Origin of the sequence: Gordonia hirsuta DSM 44140 = NBRC 16056 (genome assembly GCF_000333015.1) — a bacterium.
Taxonomy (GTDB): Bacteria; Actinomycetota; Actinomycetes; order Mycobacteriales; family Mycobacteriaceae; genus Gordonia; species Gordonia hirsuta.
This window is the reverse complement of record NZ_BANT01000002.1, coordinates 233,555-258,832: the sequence shown is the minus strand read 5'-3', so window position 1 is coordinate 258,832 and position 25,278 is coordinate 233,555. Positions and strand designations below refer to the sequence as shown.

The 25,278-nt window shown below is 67.6% G+C and carries 23 protein-coding genes and 1 tRNA gene; 9 read left to right on the top strand and 15 right to left on the bottom strand.

All coding sequences use genetic code 11. The annotated features are described in order from the left end of the window. Positions 1-48: 48 nt before the first annotated feature. Positions 49-3,657: a methionine synthase gene (metH, locus tag GOHSU_RS01330; protein WP_024332695.1), complete on the bottom strand. Its 3,609-nt coding sequence runs from the start codon at positions 3,655-3,657 to the stop codon at positions 49-51. A 51-nt stretch (positions 3,658-3,708) separates the two neighbouring features. On the opposite strand from metH, the gene GOHSU_RS01325 reads away from it, so the two are divergent. Further along, entirely contained in the window at positions 3,709-4,584 is an 876-nt protein-coding gene (locus GOHSU_RS01325) for a PAC2 family protein (RefSeq protein WP_005935560.1), read from the top strand. Between the two features lie 28 nt (positions 4,585-4,612). Here the strand turns inward: GOHSU_RS01325 and GOHSU_RS01320 are convergent, their stop codons facing one another. From GOHSU_RS01320 to GOHSU_RS01295, 6 genes are all read right to left on the bottom strand, one after another. Continuing rightward, entirely contained in the window at positions 4,613-4,921 is a 309-nt protein-coding gene (locus GOHSU_RS01320) for a hypothetical protein (RefSeq protein WP_005935555.1), read from the bottom strand. Between the two features lie 9 nt (positions 4,922-4,930). Further along, complete coding sequence (mshC, locus tag GOHSU_RS01315) at positions 4,931-6,199, bottom strand: cysteine--1-D-myo-inosityl 2-amino-2-deoxy-alpha-D-glucopyranoside ligase (RefSeq protein ID WP_005935553.1); 1,269 nt, start codon at positions 6,197-6,199, stop codon at positions 4,931-4,933. 22 nt (positions 6,200-6,221) lie between these two features. After that, positions 6,222-7,037 carry an SCO1664 family protein gene (locus GOHSU_RS01310; protein ID WP_005935550.1) on the bottom strand — a complete coding sequence of 272 codons (816 nt, stop codon included), beginning with the start codon at positions 7,035-7,037 and terminating at the stop codon, positions 6,222-6,224. Continuing rightward, positions 7,034-7,864, bottom strand: coding sequence for a DUF3090 domain-containing protein (locus GOHSU_RS01305; RefSeq protein WP_005935547.1), 831 nt, complete (start codon positions 7,862-7,864; stop codon positions 7,034-7,036). Before GOHSU_RS01305 ends, GOHSU_RS01310 begins: the two co-directional genes overlap by 4 nt. A 58-nt stretch (positions 7,865-7,922) precedes the next feature. Beyond that, positions 7,923-8,612, bottom strand: coding sequence for an MSMEG_4193 family putative phosphomutase (locus GOHSU_RS01300; protein WP_005935544.1), 690 nt, complete (start codon positions 8,610-8,612; stop codon positions 7,923-7,925). Between the two features lie 70 nt (positions 8,613-8,682). After that, positions 8,683-9,522, bottom strand: a complete 840-nt coding sequence (locus tag GOHSU_RS01295) for an undecaprenyl-diphosphate phosphatase (protein WP_005935541.1) — start codon at positions 9,520-9,522, stop codon at positions 8,683-8,685. A gap of 73 nt (positions 9,523-9,595) precedes the next feature. On the opposite strand from GOHSU_RS01295, the gene GOHSU_RS01290 reads away from it, so the two are divergent. Both GOHSU_RS01290 and GOHSU_RS01285 read left to right on the top strand, forming a co-directional pair. Beyond that, positions 9,596-10,636, top strand: coding sequence for a WD40 repeat domain-containing protein (locus GOHSU_RS01290; protein WP_005935537.1), 1,041 nt, complete (start codon positions 9,596-9,598; stop codon positions 10,634-10,636). A gap of 14 nt (positions 10,637-10,650) precedes the next feature. Then, positions 10,651-11,781, top strand: coding sequence for a quinone-dependent dihydroorotate dehydrogenase (locus GOHSU_RS01285; protein WP_005935534.1), 1,131 nt, complete (start codon positions 10,651-10,653; stop codon positions 11,779-11,781). Positions 11,782-11,935: 154 nt separating this feature from the next. Here the strand turns inward: GOHSU_RS01285 and GOHSU_RS01280 are convergent, their stop codons facing one another. The 4 genes from GOHSU_RS01280 to GOHSU_RS01265 form a co-directional block, all read right to left on the bottom strand. Beyond that, positions 11,936-12,562, bottom strand: coding sequence for a hypothetical protein (locus tag GOHSU_RS01280; protein WP_005935532.1), 627 nt, complete (start codon positions 12,560-12,562; stop codon positions 11,936-11,938). 164 nt (positions 12,563-12,726) lie between these two features. Continuing rightward, positions 12,727-13,269: a YbhB/YbcL family Raf kinase inhibitor-like protein gene (locus GOHSU_RS01275; protein ID WP_005935529.1), complete on the bottom strand. Its 543-nt coding sequence runs from the start codon at positions 13,267-13,269 to the stop codon at positions 12,727-12,729. A 115-nt stretch (positions 13,270-13,384) separates the two neighbouring features. Then, complete coding sequence (locus GOHSU_RS01270) at positions 13,385-14,074, bottom strand: hypothetical protein (RefSeq protein WP_005935527.1); 690 nt, start codon at positions 14,072-14,074, stop codon at positions 13,385-13,387. Positions 14,075-14,263: 189 nt separating this feature from the next. Continuing rightward, positions 14,264-15,616: a M20/M25/M40 family metallo-hydrolase gene (locus tag GOHSU_RS01265; protein ID WP_428829738.1), complete on the bottom strand. Its 1,353-nt coding sequence runs from the start codon at positions 15,614-15,616 to the stop codon at positions 14,264-14,266. Positions 15,617-15,744: 128 nt separating this feature from the next. Here GOHSU_RS01265 and GOHSU_RS01260 point away from each other — a divergent pair. The 3 genes from GOHSU_RS01260 to GOHSU_RS17125 all read left to right on the top strand — a co-directional run bounded on the left by GOHSU_RS01260 (position 15,745) and on the right by GOHSU_RS17125 (position 17,344). Next, positions 15,745-15,830, top strand: a tRNA-Leu gene (locus GOHSU_RS01260). A gap of 123 nt (positions 15,831-15,953) precedes the next feature. Beyond that, entirely contained in the window at positions 15,954-17,126 is a 1,173-nt protein-coding gene (locus GOHSU_RS01255; protein ID WP_005935523.1) for a chloride channel protein, read from the top strand. Beyond that, positions 17,042-17,344: a chloride channel protein gene (locus tag GOHSU_RS17125; protein ID WP_345917282.1), complete on the top strand. Its 303-nt coding sequence runs from the start codon at positions 17,042-17,044 to the stop codon at positions 17,342-17,344. Before GOHSU_RS01255 ends, GOHSU_RS17125 begins: the two co-directional genes overlap by 85 nt. Before the next feature lie 44 nt (positions 17,345-17,388). On the opposite strand, the gene GOHSU_RS01250 is transcribed toward GOHSU_RS17125, so the two are convergent. Together GOHSU_RS01250 and GOHSU_RS01245 are read right to left on the bottom strand one after the other, a co-directional pair. Beyond that, entirely contained in the window at positions 17,389-18,282 is an 894-nt protein-coding gene (locus tag GOHSU_RS01250) for a YciC family protein (RefSeq protein WP_155820853.1), read from the bottom strand. Between the two features lie 87 nt (positions 18,283-18,369). Next, entirely contained in the window at positions 18,370-19,101 is a 732-nt protein-coding gene (locus tag GOHSU_RS01245; protein ID WP_024332693.1) for a VOC family protein, read from the bottom strand. A 151-nt stretch (positions 19,102-19,252) separates the two neighbouring features. Between GOHSU_RS01245 and GOHSU_RS01240 the strand changes: the two genes are divergently transcribed. Further along, the gene (locus GOHSU_RS01240; RefSeq protein ID WP_005935515.1) at positions 19,253-21,022 is read left to right on the top strand and encodes an alpha/beta hydrolase; all 1,770 of its coding nucleotides are present in this window, start codon (positions 19,253-19,255) and stop codon (positions 21,020-21,022) included. A gap of 82 nt (positions 21,023-21,104) precedes the next feature. Continuing rightward, positions 21,105-21,938: a crotonase/enoyl-CoA hydratase family protein gene (locus tag GOHSU_RS01235; RefSeq protein ID WP_005935513.1), complete on the top strand. Its 834-nt coding sequence runs from the start codon at positions 21,105-21,107 to the stop codon at positions 21,936-21,938. A 12-nt stretch (positions 21,939-21,950) separates the two neighbouring features. Here the strand turns inward: GOHSU_RS01235 and GOHSU_RS01230 are convergent, their stop codons facing one another. Beyond that, on the bottom strand, positions 21,951-22,451 hold the full coding sequence (locus GOHSU_RS01230; RefSeq protein WP_005935511.1) for a nitroreductase family deazaflavin-dependent oxidoreductase: 501 nt from the start codon (positions 22,449-22,451) through the stop codon (positions 21,951-21,953). Between the two features lie 7 nt (positions 22,452-22,458). Then, complete coding sequence (gene htpG / locus GOHSU_RS01225) at positions 22,459-24,375, bottom strand: molecular chaperone HtpG (RefSeq protein WP_005935509.1); 1,917 nt, start codon at positions 24,373-24,375, stop codon at positions 22,459-22,461. Positions 24,376-24,467: 92 nt separating this feature from the next. Here htpG and GOHSU_RS01220 point away from each other — a divergent pair, with 92 nt between their 5' ends. Next, positions 24,468-25,253 (top strand): PIG-L family deacetylase, encoded by a 786-nt coding sequence (locus GOHSU_RS01220; protein ID WP_005935507.1) that lies wholly within the window; start codon positions 24,468-24,470, stop codon positions 25,251-25,253. Positions 25,254-25,278 lie beyond the last annotated feature (25 nt).

Sequence of the window (25,278 nt, the reverse complement as noted above, 5' to 3'; positions counted from 1 at the left end):
GCCGCGAACGGCACGTTCCAGATGAAGAACTCTCAGGTGTCGACGTACTCAGGTGTTGAAATATTTGGCCTCGGGGTGATGCAGCACGAACGCGTCCGTGGACTGCTCCGGATGCAACTGCAGTTCCTCCGACAATTCCACACCGATCCGGTCCGGCTCCAGCAGATCGACCATTTTGGCACGATCCTCCAAATTCGGACACGCGCCGTATCCGAACGAGTACCGCGCGCCGCGGTACTCCAGATCGAAGTAGCCCTGGGTGGCATCGGGGTCGTCGTCGGCGGCGGTCCCGTCGGCGAACATCAGCTCGCTGCGGACCCGCTGATGCCAGTATTCGGCCAGCGCCTCGGTCAGTTGCACACCGATTCCGTGGACCTCAAGGTAGTCCCGGTAGGCGTTGGCCGCGAACAGTTCGTTGGCGAAGTCGGCGATCGGCGTACCCATCGTGACCAGCTGGAACGGCAGCACATCGACGTGGCCGTCGGCCAGCGCCTGCTCCCGGGACTTGATGAAGTCGGCGACGCACAGGAACCTGGGCCGTTGCTGGCGGGGGAATTCGAAGCTGTGCCTTACCGGCGCATCCGGACGCGGTTCGGTCAGCACGTGCAGCACATCGCCTTCGCTGACGGCCGGGAAATACCCGTACACGACCGCGGCGTGCTGCAGGATGCCCTCGGTGGCGAGCCGATCGAGCCAGTACCGCAGCCGTGGCCGGCCCTCGGTCTCGACCAGTTCGTCGTAATCCGGGCCGCCTGTGCCCCGAGTGCCACGCAGACCCCACTGTCCCAGGAACAGGGCCCGCTCGTCGAGCATCGAGGAGTAGTCGGCGACCTTGATGCCCTTGATGATGCGGGTGCCCCAGAACGGCGGAGTCGGCGTCTCGTTATCGGCGGCCACATCCGAGCGGGCCGGCAGTTCCACTTTCGGTTCGGCGGCCTTGCGCTGGGCGGCGATCCGCTGAGACCGTTCCCGGCGGGCCTTGCGTTCGGCGACCTTCTCGGCGGCGGCTTTGGCCTCCGGACTGTCGGGGTCCGGGCCCTCCCCCCGTTTGACGGCCATGATCTCGTCCATCAGCGTGAGCCCTTCGAAGGCATCGCGGGCGTAACGGACGTCCCCCTGGTACACCTCCGACAGATCACCCTCGACGTAGGTGCGGGTCAGGGCGGCGCCGCCGAGGAGAACCGGGATCTGGCTCTTCCCGCGCGTGTTCATCTCCTCCAGGTTCTCCTTCATCACCACCGTCGATTTGACCAGCAGTCCAGACATGCCGATGACATCGGCGTTGTGCTCCTCTGCCACCGACAAGATGGTGGCGATCGGCTGTTTGATGCCGATGTTGACCACGTCGTAGCCGTTGTTGCTCAAAATGATGTCGACCAGATTCTTACCGATATCGTGCACATCGCCCTTGACCGTGGCCAGCACGATGCGCCCCTTACCGTCTTCGCCGCTGGCCTCCATGAACTGCTCCAGGTGGGCCACCGAGGTCTTCATCACCTCGGCCGACTGCAGCACGAAGGGCAACTGCATCTGGCCCGAACCGAACAGTTCGCCGACCGTCTTCATCCCGGCCAGCAGATGCTCGTTGATGATCTCCAGCGGCGGGATCTGGGCGCGCGCTTCGTCCAGATCGTCGATCAGTCCGTTGCGTTCACCGTCGACGATGCGGGCGGCCAGCCGCTCGAACAGCGGCATGGCGGCCAGTTCGGCGGCTCGCGATTCTCGTGCCGAAGCCGCCGACACGCCCTCGAACAGCTCCATCAGTCGCTGCAGCGGGTCGTAGCCGGGATCGTCGGGGCCGTCGGTACCGGGGGCGCGCCGGCGGTCGTACACCAGATCCAGCGCCACCTGCCGCTGCTCCTCGGGAATGCGGGCCATCGGCAGAATCTTGGAGGCGTGCACGATCGCGGTATCCAGGCCCACCTGAACGCATTCGTTCAGGAACACCGAGTTCAGCACCTGCCGGGCCGCCGGGTTGAGCCCGAAGGAGATGTTGGAGACGCCGAGGGTGAAGTGGACCTCCGGGTACTTCTCGTGCAGCCGCCGGATGGCCTCGATGGTTTCGATCCCGTCCCGGCGCACCTCCTCCTGACCGGTCGAGATCGGGAAGGTGAGGGCATCGATGATGATGTCCTCCTGCTCCAGGTTCCAGTTGCCGGTCAGGTCGGCGATCAGCCGCTCGGCGATGGCAACCTTGTGGTCGGCGGTGCGGGCCTGACCCTCCTCGTCGATGGTCAGAGCCACCACCGCCGCACCATGCTCGGCGACGTGCTCCATGATGCGGGTGAACCGTGAATCGGGGCCGTCCCCGTCCTCGTAGTTCACCGAGTTCACCGCACTGCGTCCGCCCAGGTGTTCCAGACCCGCCTGGATGACGTCCGGTTCGGTGGAGTCGATCATGATCGGCAGGGTCGAGGCGGTGGCCAGCCGGCCGGTCAGCGCCCGCATATCGGCGGCACCGTCGCGGCCGACGTAGTCGACGTTGAGATCGAGCATGTGTGCGCCGTCGCGAGTCTGTTCCTTGGCGATCTCCAGGCAGGTCTGATAGTCCTCGGCGATCATCGCATCGCGGAAGGCCTTGGAGCCGTTGGAGTTGGTGCGCTCGGCGATCACCAGGAAGCTGGCGTCCTGGTTGAACGGCACCGCGGTGTAGAGCGAGGAGGTCTCCGACTCGTGGTCGGGGGTGCGAATCGCCGGGATCGTCGCGGCGACCGCCTCGGCGAACTGACGCACGTGTTCGGGGGTGCTGCCGCAGCAGCCGCCGACGAACTGCAGACCGAACTCGCGCACGAAGCCGGCCAGTGCCTGCGCCATGTCCTCGGGGCTCAGCGGGTATTCGGCGCCGTTGGGTCCCAGCACCGGCAGTCCGGCGTTGGGCATCACCGAGACCGGCAGCCGCGAGTGCTTCGACAGGTAGCGCAGGTGCTCGCTCATCTCCTCCGGCCCGGTCGCACAGTTCAGGCCGACCACATCCACCCCAAGGGGTTCGATCGCGGCCAGGGCGGCACCGATCTCGGATCCGACCAGCATGGTGCCGGTGGTCTCGACGGTGACGTGGGTGATGATCGGCAGGTGCCGGCCGAACTGTTCCATCGCCCGCCGCGCACCGATCACTGCGGCTTTGAGCTGCAGCAGATCCTGGCAGGTCTCGATCAGGATGGCATCGGCCCCGCCGTCGAGCATGCCCAGTACGCACTCGATGTAGGCGTCCCGGATCACCGCAAAGGTGGCGTGTCCCAGGCTGGGCAGTTTGGTGCCCGGACCGACCGAGCCGAGGACGTATCGGTCGCCGCGCGGCGACGGGCCCATCTCGTCGGCGACCGCGCGCGCGATCGACGTGCCTTTGAACGCCAGCTCGCGGATACGGTCGGCGATGTCGTAATCACTCAGGTTCGACAGGTTGCAGCCGAAGGTGTTGGTCTCCACCGCATCGGCTCCGGCCTCGAAGTAGCTCCGGTGGATCTGGGCCAGCACATCGGGTCGCGTGTCGTTGAGGATCTCGTTGCAGCCTTCCAGGCCGAGAAAATCCTCGTCGACGCTCAGATCCGCCGCCTGCAGCATGGTTCCCATCGCACCGTCGCCGATCAACACCCGCTGGGACATCGCCTCGAGGAAGGTGGTGTCGTAGCGGGACGGGTCAGGAGGAGTCACTGGCATGACCACCAGGGTAGTTCGCCCTGTTTCGACGGTGTCCGTAGGCTGGTCGCTGTGAGCCGCGATACCCCCGATGCCCTGCCGGAACTGCGCCGCCCGGTGCTGCTGGCGGCGTTCGGCGGCTGGAACGACGCCGGCGATGCGGCCTCGGCGGCCCTGGAACATCTGTCGCTCACCTGGGATGCCGCCGAGCTCTACGACATCGACCCCGACGACTACTACGATTACCAGACCTCACGCCCGATGATCCGCAGCTCAGGCGGGGTGACGCGGCGGCTGGAGTGGCCGTCGACAAGCATCTCCTACTGCCGGATTCCCGGCGGCGAACACGATCTGGTCCTGGTGATGGGGATGGAACCCAATCTGCGCTGGCGTGCCTTCTGCGAGGACATCGTCGACGTGGCCATGGCACTGGATGTGGAGCTGGTGGTCACAGTCGGGGCCCTGCTTGCGGATACGCCACACACGCGGCCGGTGCCGATCACCGGCTCGGCGCACACCCCCGAAGCCGCCGCACAGTACGGCATCACCGCCTCTACGTACGAGGGGCCCACCGGGATCACCGGCGTCCTGCAGCAGTCCTTCGTCGAGGCCGGCATCCCCTCGATCTCCCTGTGGGCCTCGGTCCCGCACTATCTGGGCCATCCGCCGAACCCGAAGGCCACGCTGGCCCTGCTGGAGCGGTTGGAGACGATCCTGGCCACACCGATCCCGCTGGGCATGCTGCCCGAGCAGACGCGTCAGTGGGGGGAGTCGATCGATGACATGCTCTCCGAAGACGATGAGATGTCGACCTATGTGCGCGAATTGGAGGAGCGCGAAGACTCCGAGGACGAGCCCGAATCGCCGGGGGATCCGCTCACCGAGGTCGACGGCGACACGCTGGCGGCCGAATTCGAGCGGTACCTGCGCGGCCGCGGACCCGAATAGCCGTCGGTGACGGCCGGCGGGCGGCTGCTCAGTCGATCCGTTCGATCTGCACCACCGGGGTGGTGATGCGCCAGGTCCGCACGTCCGGATCATCGGCGGCACTGACCCAGAACTGTGCGGGTTCACCGACCCGGCAGCTGCGCACCCCGATCAGGGGAATGTCCTCGGAGTCCCGGAGCAGATCGCTGACCTCCCAGGAGACGTCCTCATGTCGACCCACGCCGGGGGCCCGCAGCAGCGTCTTCTCGCCCAGGTCGATCAGATAGGTGGAGGTGTGGGTCACCACCGTGAACACACCGGTGTCGGCGGTCTCGGGGATCTGTGTCACATGGGCCACGCCGGCAGCCTAACCGACCCGCGGGCCGCACGGGTCGGCACGCAGGTCCACACCCAGCAACGCATCGACGGCATCGGCGATCTGCCCGGGGGCCGACGCCGAGGCGCCGAGCCCGGTCAGCGTGTCCTTGGCCCAGGCGTCCAGGGCCGCCAGGGCTTTGGGGGTGTCCAGGTCGTTGGCCAGATGGGTGCGCACCCGGCCGATCGTCTCGGCCGCGTCCGGACCGCGCGGAGCCAGGACCGCCTGCTGCCAGGTCTGCAGCCGGGTGCGCGCGGCCGTGAGCACGTTGTCGCTCCACATCCGGTCCTGACGGTAATGACCGTTCAACAGACCGAGTCGCACCGCCCGCGGATCCATTCCCTCGGCGCACAGCCGGGAGACCAGCACCAGGTTGCCCAGGCTCTTGGACATCTTCTCCCCGTCCAGGCCGATCATGCCCGCGTGCACGTAGTGCCGGGCGAAGCGGCGCTGACCGGTCAGTGCTTCGCCGTGCGCGGCGGAGTACTCGTGGTGCGGGAAGATCAGATCGCTGCCGCCGCCCTGGATGTCGAAGCCTTCGCCGAGCCGATTCAGGGCGATCACCGAGCATTCGATGTGCCAGCCGGGCCGGCCGGCACCGAACGGCGCCTCCCACGACGGCTCTCCGGGGCGGGCGGCCCGCCACAGCAGCGCATCGAGGGGATCGTTCTTCCCGGGACGGTCCGGGTCTCCCCCGCGCTCGGCGAACAGCCGGTCCATCAGCTCACGGCTGTAGTTGGATTCGTAGCCGAACGTGCCGGTCGCCCCCGAATGGAAGTAGACGTCGGGGTATTCGGGGTCGTCGACGATGTAGGCGGCTCCCGAAGCGAGGAGTTGCCCAACCGCCTCGATCACCTCGTCGACCGATTCGACGGCGCCGATGTAGTCCCGCGGCGGAAGGATCCGCAGCCGTTCCATATCCGAGCGGAACAGATCGATCTCGCGGGCCCCCAGGTCGCGCCAGTCGATGCCGTCGCGTGCGGCACGCTCGAACAGCGGATCGTCGACGTCGGTGATGTTCTGTACGTAGTGGACCTGGTGGCCCTGATCGAGCAGCACCCGGTGGATGATGTCGAAGGCCAGATACGTCGCCGCGTGTCCCAGGTGGGTGGCGTCGTAGGGGGTGATACCGCAGACGTACATGGTGGCGACGGGTCCGGGTGCCACCGGTCGCACCTGCTCATCGGAGGTGTCGTGCAGCCGCAGTGCGGGTCCGGTGCCGGGGATTTCGGGAACCGTGGGCGACGGCCAGGATTGCATGCCGACGAGTCTATCGGGGTCCTCAGAACGGGGGCCACGGGATGGCACGCTGGTGCGGCGGATACGGCAACTCCGCCCCCTCCGCCAGCGCCGTCACCCGCTCGATCAGTGCGCCCAGTTCGGCCTCGGAAATCAAGGCGCACAAGGCTTCTCGTAGATCATGGTCAGCGCCGAGCCGATCCCGCAGACCGGCCAGATCAGCCCGCAGGCGGTCATCGGCAGGCGTCCCGGCCCACCCCCACAGCAGGGTCCGCAGTTTCGGTTCGGTGTGCAGGGTCAACCCGTGGTCGATGCCGTACAGCCGGCCCTGCTGATCGAGGAGGATATGCCCACCTTTGCGGTCGGCGTTGTTCAGAACCACGTCCAGCACCGCCAGCTGCCGCAGCCGCTCACCGGTGCCGTGCGCCAGAGCCACCACGGTGCCGTCGTCGTCGTGCGCCCGCAGAATCGGGATGTAACCGTCGGGGATGTCCCCGACCGGAACGATCTCGATCGGTTCGGGCGCGGTCGGCTCGGCCGGCTGGTCGATCCACGCCTGCACCATCCCCGGACCCAGCTCGGCCTCCGGCGGTCCCTGCGCGCGCAGGACGGTTTCGGGGATCAGATCCCAGCCCAGGGCCGCATCGACCATCCGGGCCGCGACCTCGCGTCCGGCAAGACTGCCGTCGGGAAAGTCCCACAGCGGCGTCTCCCCGCGGATCGGCTTGTACACGCAGCGGGCCGTCTGCCCGTCCAGGCTCACCCGGCAGGCCAGGGTCAGGTTACTGGCCGAGGGGATCTGCTCGATCAGCGCCAGCTCACCCTCGCCGAGCAGGCGACGCAGCGCAGGGTCGCTCACGTGCGACCGGCGGGTCCGCCCCCACCGGGCCCGGTTCCGCCCGGTGCGTCCCCGCCGCTCTCGTCCGACCCGTTGTCGTCGGTGCCGTTGTCGTCGGTGCCGTTGTCGTCGGTGCCGTTGTCGTGCGTATCGTCGCCGTCGGCCGCCGGTCCGGGTGCATCCGATCCGGGCGCCGGTAGGTCCTCGGCCTCGAAGGCGGCGTCGAAGCCGGGCATCAGCCGTCCCAACATTGCCAGGACCTCGGGGTCGACGAACTCCAGCGAACGGCTGAATTCACCATCGCGTTTGTACCCGTTGCTGCGCGCACAGATGTGCCCGCCGGGATCGAGCGGCTGGTTGCACAGCGGGCAGGTCGGCCGGCCCGCTGCCACCACCCGCTGTGAGCGCGCGGAGAACTCCCGTGCCGCCTCGGCGGTGAGGAATACCCGGACGGTGTCCGGGCCGGCCGCGGTGTCATCGAGGATGACGTCCTCGTCGATCGGCTCATCGGTGACCGCCAGCAGTTCCACGACCACCGAGGCTGCCTCGGCGTCCCAGCCCAGTCCCATCGAACCGACATGGAACTCGGCGTCGATGGGCATCTCCAGCGGTGAGGTGTCAGTGACATCGGCCTCCGCCGGCACCGGGGTGCCGAAGCGCCGCTCGACCTCGTCGAGCAGATAGCCGAGCCGGTCGGCCAGGATCACCACCTGCTGCTTCTCGATCTGCACACTGAGGGTCTGCGCACCGGAGGTCACCTGGAGGAAGAACGTCCGATCGCCGGGCTGGCCGACGGTTCCGGCGACGAACCGCTCGGGCCGGCGGAACTCATGAATCGTGCGTGCCATCGGGACTCCCTTCCTTCCTCTGGGCGACCATCTCAACGGTACCTGCGGGCCGCGCGGTTCACGGGGTTCCGGTGGACCCGCCCACCGCTGCGGCCTGTGCCGGTCGCGGCGGCAGCGATAGGTCGCCGGGATTGTTGACCGTGTGCACGTAGGGCCGCGCTGAAGCGTAGTGCACGACACTGATCGACGCCGGGTCGACCACGATGCGCTGAAATGCGTCCAGGTGCATTCCCAGAGCGTCGGCCAGGATCGCCTTGAGCACGTCACCGTGAGAGCACGCCAGCCACAGCCCGGTGCCGTCGGGCCCACCGTAGATCTTGTCCAACGCCCGCACCGTGGCCGTGGCTCTGCGGGACACGTCCAGCAGCCCCTCGCCGCCGGGGAAGACCGCTGCCGAAGGCTGCTGCTGCACCACTTTCCACAACGGCTCGCCGACCAGCTCGGTCAGCGGCCGGTTACTCCAGTCGCCGTAGTCGACCTCGGCCAGCTGGTCGTCGATGATCTCCGGTGCGCCCTCGCCGGGCCGCTCGGCCAGCGAACGGACCAACGGGGCGACCGTCTCGGCGCAGCGCTGCAACGGTGAGCGCACCACGGCGTTGAGATCGCCGAGCACTCCGCCGAGCCGGCCCGTCAGGGCCGCGGCCTGTGCCGCACCGATCTCGTCGAGCCCGACTCCGGGCGTGCGCCCGGCCAGTACACCGGAGGTATTGGCCGTGGACCGGCCGTGCCGCACCAAGATCACCGTCATGGCGTCAGCTTAGGGGTGCGCTGGCCGCGCCGGGGCGTGGCGCTGCCGATACCGCGTACCGGTGCCGGGATCAGGTCGCCGAGACCACCCCGGTGGCCAGCAGCGCCAGCATCGTCACACCCAGGATGATCCGATATCCGGCGAACCAGTTCATCGAATGATCGCTGACGAAGCGCAGCAACCAGGCGATGGCGGCGTAGCCGACGACGAAGGCGATGACGGTGGCCAGCACGATCTGCCCGCCGGATGCCTGCAGCCCCTGATCGGACGGCTCGAAAGCGTCTTTGAGGCTGTAGACGCCCGAGCCCACCACGGCGGGGATGGCGATGAGGAACGAGAATCGGAAGGCCGCTTCGCGGTTGAGCCCCAGGAACAGGCCCGCGCTGGCGGTGGCGCCCGAGCGCGAGACCCCGGGGATCAGTGCCAGACACTGGGCCAGACCCATCACGATCGCGTCGGTGCGCGAGAGCTGATCCAGGCCGCGCCGCTGCGTGGCGAACCGTTCGGCGATCACGAAGACGAAGGAGAACAGGATCAGCATGATCGAGATCAGCCACAGGTTGCGGCCCACCGTGCGGATCTGGTCGGTGAAGATGAAACCGAGCACCACGATCGGGATGGTCGCGAAGATCACATACCAACCCACACGGTAGTCCAGCCCGCGCCGTGCCGGATTGCGCAGGCCCGCGAACCAGGCGGCGATGATCCGGCCGATGTCCTTGGCGAAGAAGACCAGCACCGCCAGTTCGGTGCCCAGCTGGCTGACCGCGGTGAACGAGGCGCCGGCGTCATCGTGGAACCACAGTTCCGACACGATCCGCAGGTGCGCCGAGGAGGAGATGGGCAGGAATTCGGTCAGGCCCTGCACGGCCCCTAGAACGATGGACTGCGCCCAAGTCATATCAGTCACGGGGGTTCACTGTACCTACTGCCGCACCCCACCCTCCGCACACGCCGACGATCCGATCGCGCAAGATGGAGGCATGCGCGTACCCTCCAGATTCGCCGTCGCCGTCGTCGCTGCCGCCCTGGCCGCCAGCCTCGTCGCATGTGGCGATGACGATGTCAGCTCCGGTAGCGGCGCCGGCGATGTGCCGACGGTCGAACCGGCCACACCGGCCGCTTCCCCACCGCAGAGCGGCCAGCCGCAGGGCACGGTGGTGCAGACCGCCGGCGGTACCGCCCTGGCGCAGGCCGGTTCGCAGGTGGCGGTGCTGGGCACCGATCGTCTCCTCCGTCTGCATACCGCACCGGGTGCCGCCGACACCCCCGCCCCGCGGGAGGTCGACCTGCCCGGGGTCACCGCCGTGATCGACGACGGGGACGGTTTTCTTGCGGCCACGCCCGATCAGATCGCGCGGGTCGACCGCGCCGGCGCCGTCACGCGCGTCGCCGGCGGGCAGGGCCCGGTCCTGTCCCTGGCGGTGACCGACGATCAGATCCTGGTCGGCACCTCCGACGGGCACCTGCGGGTGCTGAACCGTTCCGGTCAGCTGCAGCGCGACATTCACGACTTCGTGCAGGTGAACCAGATTCTGGTGGCTCCGGAGTCCTCCGAGGTGGCCGGACAGGTGATCGTGGTCGATCGCGCCCAGTCGATGGTCGCCCCCGTCGACATCGCCACCGGCGATCGCAAGGCCGCCCTGCGGGCCGGAAACGGCGCCGCGGTGGCCACGATCGACTCCTACGGCCGTGTTCTGCTGACCAACACGCCCGATGACCAACTGCTCGGATTCTTCGGCACGCCGATCGTGATGCGCTTCCGCTATCCGGTGGCCGCCAGTCCATGGGCGGTGGCGTGGGATCAGAACCAGAAGCTGCTGTGGGTCTCGACCACCGAAGACAACCAGGCCATCGGCTACGACCTGAGCACCGGCGAACCGCGCGAACTGGTCCGCTTCGCCACGGTCGCCCAGGTGGCGGCGATGCGTGCCGATCCGGATAACGGGATGCTGTATCTGATCTCCCAGCGCGGCGACGGGCTTCAGGTGGTCCCACGCACGTTGATCCAGGCCGGACGATAGGACTCGAACATCCCATGACGACCCCTCCCGCTCGGCGCCGCGGCGCCGTCCTGTCTCTGCTGAACCGGCTGCTGTACCCGCCGCTGCGGGCCCTGATGTTCCAGGTGCCGCCCGAGCGGATCCACCGGATCGTGGCCCGGCTGCTGCAGTTCACCGGTAACGCCCCGATCCTGCGCTCGCTGATCGCGGGGCTCCTGGCACCGCACGATCCGGTGCTGCATTCGCGTGCCTTCGGTGTCGACTTTCCCGCACCCATCGGCTTGGCGGCCGGTTTCGACAAGTCCGCCGAGGCGGTCAACGCCTGGGGACAGCTGGGCTTCGGTTACGCGGAGATCGGCACCATCACCGGCCAGTCCCAGGAGGGCAACCCGCAGCCGCGGTTGTTCCGCCTGCCCGCCGACAGGGCGCTGATCAACCGGATGGGCTTCAACAACCCCGGCGCGTCGGCAGCGGCGTTGAAGCTGGCCGAACCACGGCCGGGACCGCGCCGGGTGCCGATCGGCGCCAACATCGGTAAGACCAAGGTGGTGCCGGTCGACGAGGCGATCGACGACTACCGGTTCAGTGCCCGGTTGCTGGGTCCACTCGCCGATTTCGTGGTGGTGAACGTCTCCTCCCCCAACACCCCGGGTCTGCGCGACCTGCAGGCGGTGGAGTCCCTGCGCCCGATTCTGGCGGCCGTACAGGAAGTCGCCGAGGTGCCGGTACTGGTGAAGATCGCCCCCGATCTGTCCGACGAGGATGTCGACGCCGTGGCCGATCTGGCGATCGAACTGGGTCTGGCCGGGATCGTCGCCACCAACACCACCGTCTCGCGTGCCGGTCTGCGCACCCCGGCGGCCGAGGTCGAGGTGATCGGCGCCGGTGGGCTGTCCGGCCCGGCGGTCAGCGAGCGTTCGCTGCAGGTTCTGCGGCGACTGCACGTGCGGGTCGGTGACTCGGTCACGCTCATCAGCGTCGGCGGCATCGAGACCGTCGACGATGCCTGGGAACGTATCCTCGCCGGTGCCAGCCTGCTGCAGGTCTACACCGGGTTCATCTACGGCGGGCCGGTCTGGCTGCGCGAACTCAACGCCGGTCTCGCCCAGCGACTGCGTGACGGCGGCTTCTCCCATCTGTCCGAAGCGGTCGGTTCTGGTTCCTGACGCTGGCCCGGGCGCTTGTCGCTGGTGTTCGCGTCGGTGCCGATCGCTGCTACGGACCGATACCGGCACCTGCAGACGGCTGTTCCCCGCCTCGGCGCGCGCGACGGGGAACAGCCGGTGGTACCGGGCGCCGATCGGGCCGGTTCGATTCCGGTCAGGCGGTCGGCAGACCACCGAGGACGTCGCCGAGCAGTCCAGTGAGTGCCTCCGGCAGTTCGCCGAGGACCCCGCTGAGGGAGTCCGGCAGACTGCCGTTGCCGGTCGAGGTGCCGGGTGTGGTGGCCGACTGACCCACCACCGTGGTCACGGCCCGCTGGCTGCTCTCGGCCGAGCGGGCGGTGGCCGTCTCGGCCGTATCGCAGACTGCGCTGACGGTGTAGGAGGTCGCCACCTTCTCGGCGGGAACCGTCAGTGTGACGGTCTTGGGCGTGCCGGCGGTGACTGCGACAGCCTTCTCCTGCACCAGAATCGCGCTATCCAGACCGGCGGTGGCCGCCGCCTGGTCGTCGGTCGACTCGGTGGCCTTACCGGTGTTCAGATTCTCTGCGAAGGCATCGGCGGCGGCACTGCTGCCGACCGGATAGAGACTGATGTCGCAGGTCTGGTCGGCCTTCTGCTTGTCGGTCGTGATGATCACGTCGACCTGGCGGCCGTTGTCCTTGACCACCCCGGTGGCCGTGTGGTTGGCGTCGGTCACCTCTGCGCCGGCGATGCCGGCGGTCAGCCCGGCTGCGGCGAACGCGGCTGCGGCGCCCAGTCCGATTCGAATGCTCGTCCTCATGACGGTTCCGCTCCTCTCCGTTGGTCGTTTCGGTCGCCAAACATCGTTGACGATCAGAATCCACCATAGAGGCGAAGTCACTTAAGCACCAATAGTCACACTGGTCACAGTGAGGAAATCGCCGCGCATTCGTTACCGCCATCGCCGGCGGCCGCAGCCGGTACTCAGTCGTTGCCGGGCTGCTCGAAGATGCCGATGAGCTTGCCGCGACCGATCGCGTGCGAGAAGAGGTTGAAGCCCAAGAACGCCGGGCTCGCCCCCTCGGGCAGGTCCAGCGATTCCACATCGACGGCGTGGACGACGAAGAAGTACCGGTGCGGCCCATGCCCCGGCGGCGGGCCCGCACCGACGAACTGCGCCAGCCCCGCGTCGTTACGCAGGGTCACGGCCTGCGCCGGCAGATCGGCGCTGCCGGGAGCTCCCGCATCGGCGGGCAACGAGGTGACCGACACCGGGATGTCGGCGACCGCCCAGTGCCAGAAACCGGCGGCGGTAGGCGCATCCGGGTCGTAGGCGGTCACCACGAAACTCTTGGTCTCGGCCGGGAAGTCCGACCAGCTCAGCTGTGGGGAGACGTCCTGGCCGCCGGCGCCGAAGATGGCGGAGGCCTGTGCCATCGGCAGCGTCTGTCCCTCGCTGAAATCGGTGGACGTGACGGTGATCCGGGGCAGGGGCGGGAGCGCGGCATAGGGGTCGTAGGAGTTCACTGCGGTTCCTCTCAATCGGGTCGACGGGGCTGCATGAGACTCAAGGCTCATCTCCCATCCTGGCCCATCGGCGCCGCCGGCGCCGGGAGGTTGGGTGGCACCGGCCAGGTCCGACTCAGAGGTCGAGGTCGTCCACGTCGACGGCGGCCTGTTCGGCGTCCACATCCGGAAGGTTGTAGGGAACCCCGCTGTCCTCGCCCGGCGCGCTCAGCTCATCCGGCAGGAAGTCCGGGCCGCCATAGGCGGTGGTGATCGAATCGGGGATACCGTCCCCGTCCAGATCCGAGACCACCACATCGGCGATGCCGTCGCCGTCCAGATCCAGGACGGCCGACTCCAGGGTGCCGTTACCGTCCAGGTCCACCAGGGACACATCACCTACGCCGTCGCCGTCCAGATCGAAGGTCGAGGAGACCACCACGCCGTCTTCGATCTGGTCGACCTGATAGGTCTGCCCGTCCGCAGTCGAGACGGTGCGCACATCCACCGAGCCGTCACCGTCGACGTCGACCTCCTGGACGATGCTGCCGTCTTCGGTGGCATAGGTGACCGTATCCATGTTCCCGTCACCGTCCTGATCGCTCTCCACCAGCAGCACCTCGCCCTCGGAGTCCAGATAGACGTTCATCTTGGTGCCGTCGGCATCGGTGACGTGGGCGACGTCCGGGATTCCGTCGCGGTCGACGTCGACCACCGAGTCCAGGGTCATCCCTTCGGGCAGATCGGCTTCGGAGAATCCGGTCGGGACACCTTCGGTCTCGCTCCCGGTCCCGGTGGTGGTCGGATCTGTCGGCTTACCCTGCATGGCTGCTGTCTCCTTGGTCGACCCCGACGGGGCGGGGTGTACTGGGTTGTTCACAAGGTCAGAGAACACCGATCACCAAAAGGTTCCCGGCCATGAGATCGTCGAACACCCTGGGTCCATCACAGCAGACTTCCTCCGGCGCCCGACCGCTTTCGGGTTCGGTCGGCGCCGCCGCGACGGCCAGCGCCGTCAGCAGTGGAGCAGGAAGTGCTCCAGAACATCGGTGCCGAACAGCACAGCGTCCACCGGCACCCGCTCGTCGATGCCGTGGAAGAGCGCGGCGAAATCCAGGTCCGGCGGCAGCCGAAGCGGTGAGAAGCCGAAACAGCGGATGCCCAGTTTGGCGAAGGCCTTCGCATCGGTGCCGCCCGAGAGCATGTAGGGCACGGTGCGGCCCTGCGGATCGTGGGCCAGGATCGCCGCGTTCATCGCATCGACCAGATGCCCGTCGAAGGTCGTCTCGACCGCGTCCAGATGCGTGATCCACTCGCGGCGGACGTTCGGGCCGATGAGCTCATCGATCGTCGCCTCGAACTCGGCCTGGCGGCCCGGCAGGACCCGGCAGTCGATCACCGCTTCGGCCCTCTGCGGAATCACATTGGCCTTGTATCCGGCCGAGAGCATGGTCGGGTTCGCGGTGTCACGCAGAGTGGCCCCGATGATGCGTGCCAGGTTCCCGATCTTGAATAGTGCGGTCTCCAGATCCGGGGTGTCGGGGCTGAATTCCAGTCCGGTCTCCTCCGACAGTGCTGCCAGGAACTGCGCAACCGATTCGGTCATCACCAGGGGGAAGGTGTGCGCGCCGATCCGGGCCACCGCCGAGGCGATCTCGGTGACCGCGTTCTCCTCGTGCAGGAACGAACCGTGGCCCGCCCGCCCCTCGGCGGTCAGGCGCATCCAGCTCAATCCCTTCTCGGCGGTCTCCACCAGGTAGAGGCGCCGGATCTCGCCGTCGGGCCGGTCGACGGTCAGCGAGAATCCGCCCACCTCGCCGACCGCCTCGGTGATCCCCTCGAACAGATCGGGCCGATGTTCCACCAGCCACTGCGAGCCCCAGGTCCCACCGGCCTCCTCATCTGCCAGGAATGCGAAGACGATCTCCCGCGGCGGAACGACGCCGTCTCGTTTGAACTGGCGGGCCAGGGCCAGCGCCATCCCGGCCATATCCTTCATGTCCACCGCACCGCGGCCCCAGATGTAGCCGTCACGGATCGCCCCGGAGAACGGATCGACGCTCCAGTCTTCGGCGGCGGCCGGAACGACGTCCAGGTGCGCATGCACCAGCAGTGCGCCCCGATCGCTGTCAGCCGGACCGGCCAGCCGGGCGAAGACATTGCCGCGACCGGGCTGCCCCGATTCGACGTACTCGGTCACATAGCCGACCTCTTCGAGCTGCTGGGCGACCCATTTGGCACAGTCGGCCTCACCACGGGTCGTCTCCGGTTCGCCGGTGTTGGAGGTGTCGAAGCGGATCAGTCGGCTCACCAGATCCACTACTTCATCGGTCGCGCGCGGGGTAGTCACCTCACCATTCAATCCCATTTCCCAGCCGGTCGGGGAGCGCCCGGCCGAGCGGCGCGGGTCCCGTCGACCGGGAGATTTGGGATACACCGGCGACCTTGGTTAGAGTTACACGGCGCGCCGCGGGAGACAACGCGGAACGTGCACGAGTCCGAGTGGCGGAATGGCAGACGCGCTAGCTTGAGGTGCTAGTGCCCTATTAACGGGCGTGGGGGTTCAAGTCCCCCCTCGGACACCCTCGAAAACACACTCACCCCGGCCCTGTTCAGAGCCGGGGTGGTCTGCATCGACAGCGCCGACCGGACCGGCGCTGTCACGGAGTCACCGCCGGCGGGCGGTGCCGAAACCGGGAGGTCTGATGCGACAGCAGCCAGAGGACGGTGACTGCGCCGCGCCGGACCCGGTTCCGTCGGACGATCCCGGCCCCGAGCCGGCACTGGCCGACTCGGATTTTCCGGGCTCTCGCACCATGTTCTATCTGACGCTGCTGGCGCTGATCGCCGGTATCGCCGCCGGCTTCACCGGCGGCGCCTTCCGCTGGGTTCTCCTCAAAGCCGATGCGTGGCGCGAGTCGTTCGCCGCCTGGGCGACACAGCACGGCTGGTGGGGACCATTGGTGATGATCATGGTCGCAGCCGGTGCCGCCGCGCTCGGCGCCTGGATCGGTACCCGGTGGCCGATGTCGGCCGGCAGCGGGATCCAGCAGGTCGAGGCCGTCGAACGTGGCGAAGACGACGCCGCCCGCCCCAGCACCATTCCGGCCCGGTTCATCGGCGGCGCCCTGAGCATCGGGGTCGGCGGCATGGTGCTGGGCCGGGAAGGCCCGACAGTCCACATGGGCGCCACCTTCGGCGCACTGGCCGGGCGGATCGGCCGGGCCGCCCGCGACGAGATCCGAGTGTTGCAGACCTGCCTGTCCGGAGCCGGTCTGGCCGTGGCCTTCAACGCACCCATCGGCGGAGCCGTCTTCGTCTTCGAGGAGGTCGCACACAAGATCCGAGTGCGGTACCTGGTGTGGACCATGGTGGCCGTGGCCGCGGCCATCAGCTGCTCCCGCATCGTGCTCGGCAACCATCCGGACTTCACGGTGGCCCTGGTTCCCGATCCCGGCACCGAATACCTGCCGCTGTTCGCAGCGTTCGGTGTCTTCACCGGGTTGCTGGGTACTGCGTACAACCTGGTGGTGACCCGTCTGCACGCCGCAATCGGCGACCTGCGGCTACCCGCTGTCGTCAAGGGGGCCGCGATCGGTGTCCTGATCGGCGTCGCACTGGTCTACCTGCCGGAGATCGTCGGCGGCGGCGACGACGTCGCACAGTCACTGCTCGACGGGAGGAATCTGGCGTTCTGGACCTTGACGCTCTACCTGGTGCTGCGCTTCTTCTCCGGCCCGGTCTCCTACGCCGCCGGCACCCCCGGCGGACTCTTCGCCCCGATGCTCGCACACTGGGCACCCTTAGCGGTCTGTTCTTCTCCCGCCTCGCCGACGTCGTCGGGATTCCCGTCGACGACGACCTTCGGGTGGTCCTGATGGTCGCCGGAATGGCGGGCCTGTTCGCCGCCTCCGTCCGCGCACCCTTCACCGGAGTCGTGCTGGTGAGTGAGATGTGCGCGCTCAACACCTTGTCTATCGCGATGGTCACCACCGCCGCCTGCGCGATGATCGTGGCTGTCGCGCTGCGTTCAGAACCCGTCTACGACACCCTGCGCGTCCAGATGCTGGCACGCCGGCATCCGGGAGCAGACTGAGTATCGGGGCCGATCCTGCCGGCTCCCCACCCAGGGGGACAGGGTCAGGTGAGGCCCGGCGGAACCGGCCGGGACACCAGACTCCGGTAGCAGTGCACCAGGAAGGCCTCCCCCATCGGCAGGGTCACAATGGCGCCCAGCCCGAAGGCCAGGCTGCCAACGTAGCCGAATACGTAATGCAGGATCGCCACCAGCACGCTGTCGCCGGGTTTGGCGAAGGCCAGCCGGGCCGAGGCGGTCATCGCCTGGATCGGAGACTTCTTCTGATCCAGGACCATCACCGGAGCGTACTGCAGAGCAAAAATCGCCAGGAGACCCGGAATCACCAGCAGAACAAAGCCGATCATGACGACGATCGCGGTCAGCACAACGGTCACCAGGAAAGCCCCGAATCTCACGGGCACGAGGAAGTCCCGGGCCGAGACCGGGGTGCCGTCGGAGACCTTCAGGACCCCGGAGAGCACGGCGCCCTGCAGGTACGGAGTGGCGATCGCCATCAGCAGACCCGCCAGAACCAGCAGCACCACGCCGCCCGCGTTGACCACGAAATCCGTGGTGCTCGCCACTTCCATTCCGTACTCGTCGTAGACGAACGAGTCGCCGAACATCCACAGCAGCGCCACCACGATCAAGATGATGCCGACCAGCGTGCTGGCCAGCATCAGCAGACCCGGGAGGACCATCGGTCCAGGCCGGCGTGAGAACACCTGCCACGACCACGTCAGCGCCTGGCCGAAATCCGCGCGTCCCGACGGCGGCGCCACCGGGTACTCGGAACCGGGAGGCGGGTAGCCGCCCGGCGGCGCGAATCCTGGTCCCGGCGGCGGGTACGGCGGTGGCGGGTAGTTCCCGGCCGGCGGTAGGGCGTCCGGTGAGATCGGCGGTGGCTCCGACTGGGCGTGCTGCTCCGGCTGCTCCGGATGGTCGGGAGTGGTCATGAGTGAAGCGTACACGGCCGCCGGACCTCCTCGGCGGTATCGGACCGGTCCTGCCGGCCGGGACTTTGGCGGCCGGCAGCGGTGCTGCTACCGATCGGGCCGGGGCGCCTGCTCCAGCAGAATGGTCGGGGTTCCCAGCGCATGCTCACGGATCGTGGCGACCCGAGTCCCGGGCTTGCGGCCGGTGCGGATTTCACTGAGTTCGAGACCGGCCTGCGTCAATCGCCGGTGTTCAGAATCCAGGTCCGCACAGCGCCACGCCACCCCCCACAGTCCGACCGTCCGGCGGTCCTGATCGTCGCCGGATCCGCCGGTGTCCACCGCCGCTCCCCTTTGGCCGGCGAGCACCTCGACCACCGTGCTGCCCGACCGGAAGAACAGCTGCGACAGCTCGCCGAATTCACGGATCAACCGCAGATTCAGTTCCAGGCATCCGGCGAACAGGGCGACCGCCGCGTCGACCGAGGCGGCGGTGAAGACGACGTGGTCGAGCGCCGGCGCACCGGCGCTGGCCCCGGCGTCGGCGACGATCCCCAGCGCAGGTTCTGACACCAGCCGGCGCGCACCAGCGTGATCGGGGCCGGATACGTCCCGTCCCCGGCGTGCCAGCAGCGCTGCCGCGCCCGGCAGGTCGGCGACCTGAAAGGCCGCCCATGCAGGCTCATCGTCCCCGCGAACGGTCACCGAGGCGTTGCTTGCGGCCCAGTGGCCGGGCCCCACCGGTGCTCCCAGCAACGCCGTATACAGCTCGGCACTGGCGGCCGGGGCGGCGGCGACGGTGATCGCGACATCGGTCAGAGACAGCGGATCCGGAGACATGGCAGCCATCGTGACACAGCACCGTCGTCGATCGCGGACAGGCTCGGTGCGGTCCGCCGCGTATTAGGATCGACTTTTCAACGTTTGGACCATGGCGCCACCGGCGGCCGGACCGCCGGTGAGACCCGGGATCGAGTCGAGGGAGCCTCACGTGGGTACATGCGAAACCGGCGCCGCGGCCGATCAGCGCACCCCGACGTCCACCACCCCACCGCCGGACGATTCGGGCCTGGCACCGTCGGCGCACTCGCCCGCTCCCGGCAGGCTGCGGCGGGTATGGGCGTGGTGGCACGCCAACGTCACGCACTTCTCCTACAGCGGCGCGATCATGGCGACGCTGCTGCTGTGGTTGTCGTTCACGCCGTCGCTGCTCCCGCGCGGACCACTGTTCCAAGGCATCGTCGCCGGAGGCGCCGGGGCGGTCGGCTACGCTCTGGGAACTTTCCTGGCCTTCTTGGCCCGCTACCTGGTCTCCCGCGACCAGCCCTGGCCGCGACCATCGCACTATCTGTGGGTCGGGCTGGCGGTGATCGCGGTCTCCGGCACCGCCGTGATGATGTTCTTCTACGGCCGCTGGCAGAACCAAATACGCGATCTGATGGGCGTGGAGCACCTGCAGGCCTCGGCCTATCCGATCATCGTGGTGGTGATGGCGATCGTCTTGACGCTGCTGCTGGTCGTCGGTCAGCTGTGGGGCGCCTCCGTTCGTGGGCTGTCCCGCAAACTCAACCGGCTCGTGCCGCGTCGCATCTCCGGGATCACCGCTGCTGCGGTCATCGGGCTGCTGACGATCTTCATCATCAACGGCGCCGTCGGCGACTACGGTATGCGTGCACTGGACAGTTCCTTCGCCGCGCTCAACCGGGAGAGCACCCCGGATTCGGCACCACCGACCTCGAACCTGCGCTCGGGCGGCCCCGAGTCCCTGGTCAGCTGGCCGAGCCTGGGACGCATGGGACGAGCCTTCGTCTCCACCGGTCCCACCGTGAGTGAACTCACCGACTTCAACCAGGCCCCGGCCGTCGAACCGATCCGGGTCTACGCCGGTCTGGAATCGGCTGACGGGCCGCGCGCCTCTGCCGACCTGGTGGTCGCAGAACTCGAGCGGACCGGCGCCTTCGAGCGCGAACTGATCGGCATCGGCATGTCCACCGGTACCGGCTGGATCAACCGGGCCACCGTCGACTCGCTCGAGTACATGTACAACGGAGACACCGCCATGGTCTCCATGCAGTACTCCATGCTGCCCAGCTGGTTGTCGTTCCTGGTCGACCAGGAACGCGCCCGACTGGCCGGTATCGCCCTGTTCGAGGCCGTCGATCGCAAGGTCCGCAACATCCCGGAAGCCCAGCGTCCCAAGGTCGTCGTCTTCGGGGAGAGCCTGGGTTCCTTCGGCGCCGAGGCCCCGTTCGGCTCGATTCCGACGATGGCCGCCCGGACCGACGGCGCCCTGCTGTCGGGTCCCACCTTCAGTAACCAGTTGTGGGCCGACACCACCGCCGAACGCGATTCCGGTTCTCCCGAGTGGCTCCCGATCTACGACAACGGCGATCAGGTGCGGTTCATCGCCGAATCCGGTGATCTGGCTCGGCCCGATGCTCCGTGGAGCACCGACGGGCGGCTGGTCTATCTGCAGCATCCGTCCGATCCGATCTCGTGGTGGTCCCCGGATCTGCTGCTGAACAAACCCGACTGGCTCACCGAAGAACGCGGGCGCGATGTGCTGCCGGCGACCCGTTGGATTCCGGTGGTCACCTTTCTGCAGGTCGCCGCCGATATGGCGGTCGCCGCCGACGTCCCCGACGGGCACGGCCACACCTATCTGGCCGCCATTCCCGCCGCCTGGGCCGACATCCTGCACCCACCGGGCTGGACTCCGGCCAAGACCCAACGACTGATCCCCCTGCTGACCCGGGACTGACCGGACCCCAGGCGACCGCGAGGGTGCGGCGGGCTGCGGCTACGCTCGCTAGAGCCCTTACTCGCACTCGTCAGGAGAAGCCATGTCCTACCGCACCGCTGACTACAAGGCCTTCGAGGTCGCCGTCGCCGACCATGTCGCTGAGGTGACCCTGGTCGGTCCCGGCCGTGGAAACGCGATGGGTCCCGATTTCTGGGCCGAGCTGGTGCCGATCTTCGCCGGAATCGATGCCGATCCGGAGGTGCGCGCCGTGGTGCTCACCGGCTCGGGCAACCACTTCTCCTACGGTCTGGACCTGCCGGCGATGGCCGGCGACTTCGGTGCAGTGCTGGCCGACAACGCGAAGGCGAAGGTGCGCACCGACTTCCACGACTTGATCAAGCGGATGCAGTCCGGCATCAATGCCGTCGCCGACTGCCGCAAGCCGGTCATCGCCGCGGTCGCCGGCTGGTGCATCGGCGGCGGCGTAGACCTGATCACCGCCGCGGATATCCGGCTGGCCAGCGCCGATGCCAAATTCAGTGTGCGCGAGGTCCGGGTGGCCATTGTCGCCGATATGGGTTCGCTGGCCCGGCTGCCGCTGATCGTCGGGGACGGTCACGCCCGCGAGCTGGCACTGACCGGCAAAGACATCGATGCTGCGCGCGCCGAGAAGATCGGCCTGGTCAGCGACGTCTACGACGATCGCGAAGCACTGCTGACCGCGGCCCGCTCCCAGGCCGCTGAGATCGCCGCCCTGCCGCCGCTGGTGGTGCAGGGTACCAAGACGGTCCTGGACCAGGCCCGCGCGGCCCGCGTCGATGAGAGCTTGCGCTATGTCGCGGCCTGGAACGCCGCTTTCCTGCCGAGCAACGATCTCACCGAGGCCATCACCGCCGTCTTCGAGAAGCGGGAACCCCAGTTCAAGGGCGAATGAGCCCGGTCCGGTTCAGTCCTGCCCCGGCCCGGTATCCGGGGCAGGACTGAGCCGGAACAAGGGGATGATGCGGTGCCCGGCGGTGCGCCGCTCGTACAGCTCGAAGTTGGGCCAGACCGCCAGCAGTGTCGCCCAGGCGTCGGCGCGCTGCACACCGTCCAGTTCGTTTCGCACCATCGGCAGCATCGTGCCAGCGCGCCCGACAATGCTCAGCGAGTCGGCTGCACGCAGGTTGTAGACCCAGGCCGGCGCCTTGGGGTTGCCGAAGTACGAGCCGGCCACGATCCAGTCGTCCCCGTCCGGGGCTGCCAGCACCGTGGTGGTGCGCTCGATCCCGCTCTTGCGACCCGCGATCACCATCGTGATGCTGGGCAGCCCGGCGATGTCGAGCAGGTCGACCCGCCCGCCGCTCACCTTCTGAACGGCGTCGTCGACCTTGACGATCCACGGCAGATACCGCGGCAGCCACTCGATGGATCCGATGCGAACGGCGAGCGGAGTCAACAGCCCCATGCGGCGTCTATTCCAGACCCGCGACGAGCGTGTCGGACAGCAGCCTGGCGAACTCGGCCGGATCGGCCAGTTCCCCACCCTCTGCCAGCAGAGCCATCGCGTAGATCAGCTTCGCGGTCGGCTCCAGATCGCCGTGGTCCTCGCCGCCGGAGGCATAGGCCTTGGCCAGCCCGGTGACCAGCGGATGGTCCGGGTTGAGCTCGAGCACCCGCTTCATGTGCGGGATCTCCTGTCCCGACGCCCGGTACAGTTTCTCCATCTGCGGGGAGATCGAGAACTCCTCCCCGACCAGACAGGCCGCCGAATCGGTCAGGCGCTTGGTCAGCCGGCTGGTGCTGACATCGGCATCGAGCACGCCGGTCAGCCAGGTCAGCAGATCCGCGAACTCGGCGTCGCGGTCGGTTCCGGCGTCATCGTCCTCATCGTCCAGTCCGGCCTCACCCTTGGCCACCGAGACAAAGGTGCGACCGTCGAACTCGGGCATCTGCGAGGTCCAGAACTCATCGACCGGATCCGACAGCAGCAGGACCTCGATCCCCTTGGCCCGGAATCCTTCCAGGTGCGGCGACCGCTCGATCTGCTTGCGCGACTCGCCGGTCATGTAATAGATGACCTTCTGCTCGGCCGGGCATCGTTCGATGTAGTCGGCCAAAGTGGTGCGCTCGTCGTCGGAGGCCGTCGAATCGAAGACCGAGGCCTTCAGGATCGCCTGGAAGTTGTCCTGATCCCCGGCCAGCCCCTCCTTGAACACCGCACCGAAGTTGTTCCAGAAGCCGGCATAGTCCTCGGGTTTGCGGTCCTGCATCTCCTGCACGGTGCCGATCACCTTCTTGACCAGCCGGCGGCGGATCGCCCGGATCTGCCGGTCCTGCTGCAGGATCTCACGGGAGACGTTGAGCGACAGATCGTTGGCGTCGACCACGCCGTGGACGAAGCGCAGATAGGTCGGCAGCAACTCCGGGACGTCATCGGAGATGAAGACCCGGCGCACGTACAGCTGCAGATTGCAGGGTCGTTCGGGAGCGAACATGGTCATCGGCGCCTGCGAGGGGATGAACATCAGCGCCTGGTATTCGAAGGTGCCTTCGGCGTGCATCGAGATCGTCTCCAGCGGGCTGTCCCACTGGTGGCTCACATGCCGGTAGAACTCGGCATACTCTTCCGGAGCCACTTCGCTGGGGATCTTGGCCCACAGGGCCTTCTGCGAGTTGAGCGTGACATCGCTCTGTTCCTGCGTCGGCTCGCCGCCCTCCTCCTCGGCGGGGACCTCGACGGTCTCGAACATCCGGATGGGCCAGGAGATGAAATCCGAGTACCGCTTGACCAGCGAACGCAGCACCTGAGGGTCGGCGTAATCGTGCAGGCTGTTGTCGGTGTCGACGGGCTTGAGCGTCAGGGTGATGGAGGTCCCCTGCGGCGCATCGGCGGCGTCGTCGATGGTGTACGTGCCGTCACCGGTCGATTCCCAGCGGGTGCCGATCGACTCGCCGGCCTTGCGGGTGACCATCACCACGCGATCGGCGACCATGAACACCGAGTAGAAGCCGATACCGAACTGGCCGATCAGCTCCTCGGACGCGGCCGCGTCACCGGACTCGGACAGCGCCTGGCGCAGCTTGGCGGTGCCGGATTTGGCGACGGTGCCGATCAGGTCGACCACCTCGTCACGGCCCATGCCGATGCCGTTGTCGGCCACCGTCAGGGTCCGTGCCTGGGTGTCCGGGGTCAACCGCACATGCAGATCGGAGGTGTCGGCGTCCAAGTCGGTGTTCGTCAGCGATTCCAGCCGGAGCTTGTCGAGCGCATCGGACGCATTCGAGATCAGCTCACGCAGAAAGCTGTCCTTATTCGAATAGATCGAATGCACGACGAGGTCGAGCAGTTGGCGAGCCTCGGCCTGGAACTCGTGCACTTGTGAACTCATGAGAGAACCATCCCCTATCGGGTCGAATCGACATGCGGACTGCGCGCACCGGCGCGAGCATAGTTTACCGTCGCCGTCGGACACGTATTGTCATGTGGGTGACCCCCGCTCCGAGTGCGTTGTTCATCCACGCCCACCCCGACGACGAATCGTTGTGGACCGGAGGCACCATTGCCGACCTGTCCGCGCGCGGTGGGCGCACCTGGCTGATCACGTGCACATGGGCAGAGGGCACCCATCGGCACCGTGAGCTCCTGGACGCGACCGCCGAGCTGGGGTTGTCGGAGCCGCCGGTGATGCTCGGCTACGCCGACAGCTTTGTGCCCGATTCGGCCCCCGGTGCGCCGCGATTGATCGACGTGCCCTTCGACGACCAGGTGGCCCAGGTGGTCGAGCACATCCGGCGGTTGCGGCCGGAGGTGATCGTCACCTACAACGCCTACGGAATCTACGGGCATCCCGACCACATCCACGCTCACCGGATCGCCGCCGCGGCCGCGGACATCGCGGCGATCGCCAATTACCGTCCCGATCTGGGGCCGCCCTGGCAGACCTCGACGCTGTACTTCTCGACGCTGCCGCAGAGCACGGTCGCCGAACTGCGGCCGTTCCTGTCGGCCGAACCGAACGTGAAGATCACCGGCACCGCCCCGGACAAGGTCAACGTGACCTTGGATCTGCGCAATCGGATCGGCGCAAAGGTGCGTGCCATCAACGCGCACAAGACCGAACTCGCGCGCAGCAAGGGCATGCAGGCGTTCATGAAGCTGCCGCGAGAACCGCAGCGGCTGTTCCTCGGCTGGGAGAGCTACCGGCGCCGCGATCTGGTGCCCGGCGGACGCGATCTGACCAGGAACTGGTACTTCATCAACCCTTGACGAGCAACCTCTGACGACCCGGACA

What these genes read in the sequence shown, in the direction of transcription:
- metH (WP_024332695.1), bottom strand. Translation starts at nt 3,657, where the DNA reads ATGCCAGTGACTCCTCCTGACCCGTCCCGCTACGACACCACCTTCCTC.
- mshC (WP_005935553.1), bottom strand. Translation starts at nt 6,199, where the DNA reads ATGCAATCCTGGCCGTCGCCCACGGTTCCCGAAATCCCCGGCACCGGA.
- GOHSU_RS01305 (WP_005935547.1), bottom strand. Translation starts at nt 7,864, where the DNA reads ATGGCACGCACGATTCATGAGTTCCGCCGGCCCGAGCGGTTCGTCGCC.
- GOHSU_RS01300 (WP_005935544.1), bottom strand. Translation starts at nt 8,612, where the DNA reads ATGACGGTGATCTTGGTGCGGCACGGCCGGTCCACGGCCAATACCTCC.
- GOHSU_RS01290 (WP_005935537.1), top strand. Translation starts at nt 9,596, where the DNA reads ATGCGCGTACCCTCCAGATTCGCCGTCGCCGTCGTCGCTGCCGCCCTG.
- GOHSU_RS01285 (WP_005935534.1), top strand. Translation starts at nt 10,651, where the DNA reads ATGACGACCCCTCCCGCTCGGCGCCGCGGCGCCGTCCTGTCTCTGCTG.
- GOHSU_RS01280 (WP_005935532.1), bottom strand. Translation starts at nt 12,562, where the DNA reads ATGAGGACGAGCATTCGAATCGGACTGGGCGCCGCAGCCGCGTTCGCC.
- GOHSU_RS01270 (WP_005935527.1), bottom strand. Translation starts at nt 14,074, where the DNA reads ATGCAGGGTAAGCCGACAGATCCGACCACCACCGGGACCGGGAGCGAG.
- GOHSU_RS01265 (WP_428829738.1), bottom strand. Translation starts at nt 15,616, where the DNA reads ATGGGATTGAATGGTGAGGTGACTACCCCGCGCGCGACCGATGAAGTA.
- GOHSU_RS01255 (WP_005935523.1), top strand. Translation starts at nt 15,954, where the DNA reads ATGCGACAGCAGCCAGAGGACGGTGACTGCGCCGCGCCGGACCCGGTT.
- GOHSU_RS01250 (WP_155820853.1), bottom strand. Translation starts at nt 18,282, where the DNA reads ATGACCACTCCCGACCATCCGGAGCAGCCGGAGCAGCACGCCCAGTCG.
- GOHSU_RS01245 (WP_024332693.1), bottom strand. Translation starts at nt 19,101, where the DNA reads ATGTCTCCGGATCCGCTGTCTCTGACCGATGTCGCGATCACCGTCGCC.
- GOHSU_RS01235 (WP_005935513.1), top strand. Translation starts at nt 21,105, where the DNA reads ATGTCCTACCGCACCGCTGACTACAAGGCCTTCGAGGTCGCCGTCGCC.
- GOHSU_RS01230 (WP_005935511.1), bottom strand. Translation starts at nt 22,451, where the DNA reads ATGGGGCTGTTGACTCCGCTCGCCGTTCGCATCGGATCCATCGAGTGG.
- htpG (WP_005935509.1), bottom strand. Translation starts at nt 24,375, where the DNA reads ATGAGTTCACAAGTGCACGAGTTCCAGGCCGAGGCTCGCCAACTGCTC.
- GOHSU_RS01220 (WP_005935507.1), top strand. Translation starts at nt 24,468, where the DNA reads ATGTGGGTGACCCCCGCTCCGAGTGCGTTGTTCATCCACGCCCACCCC.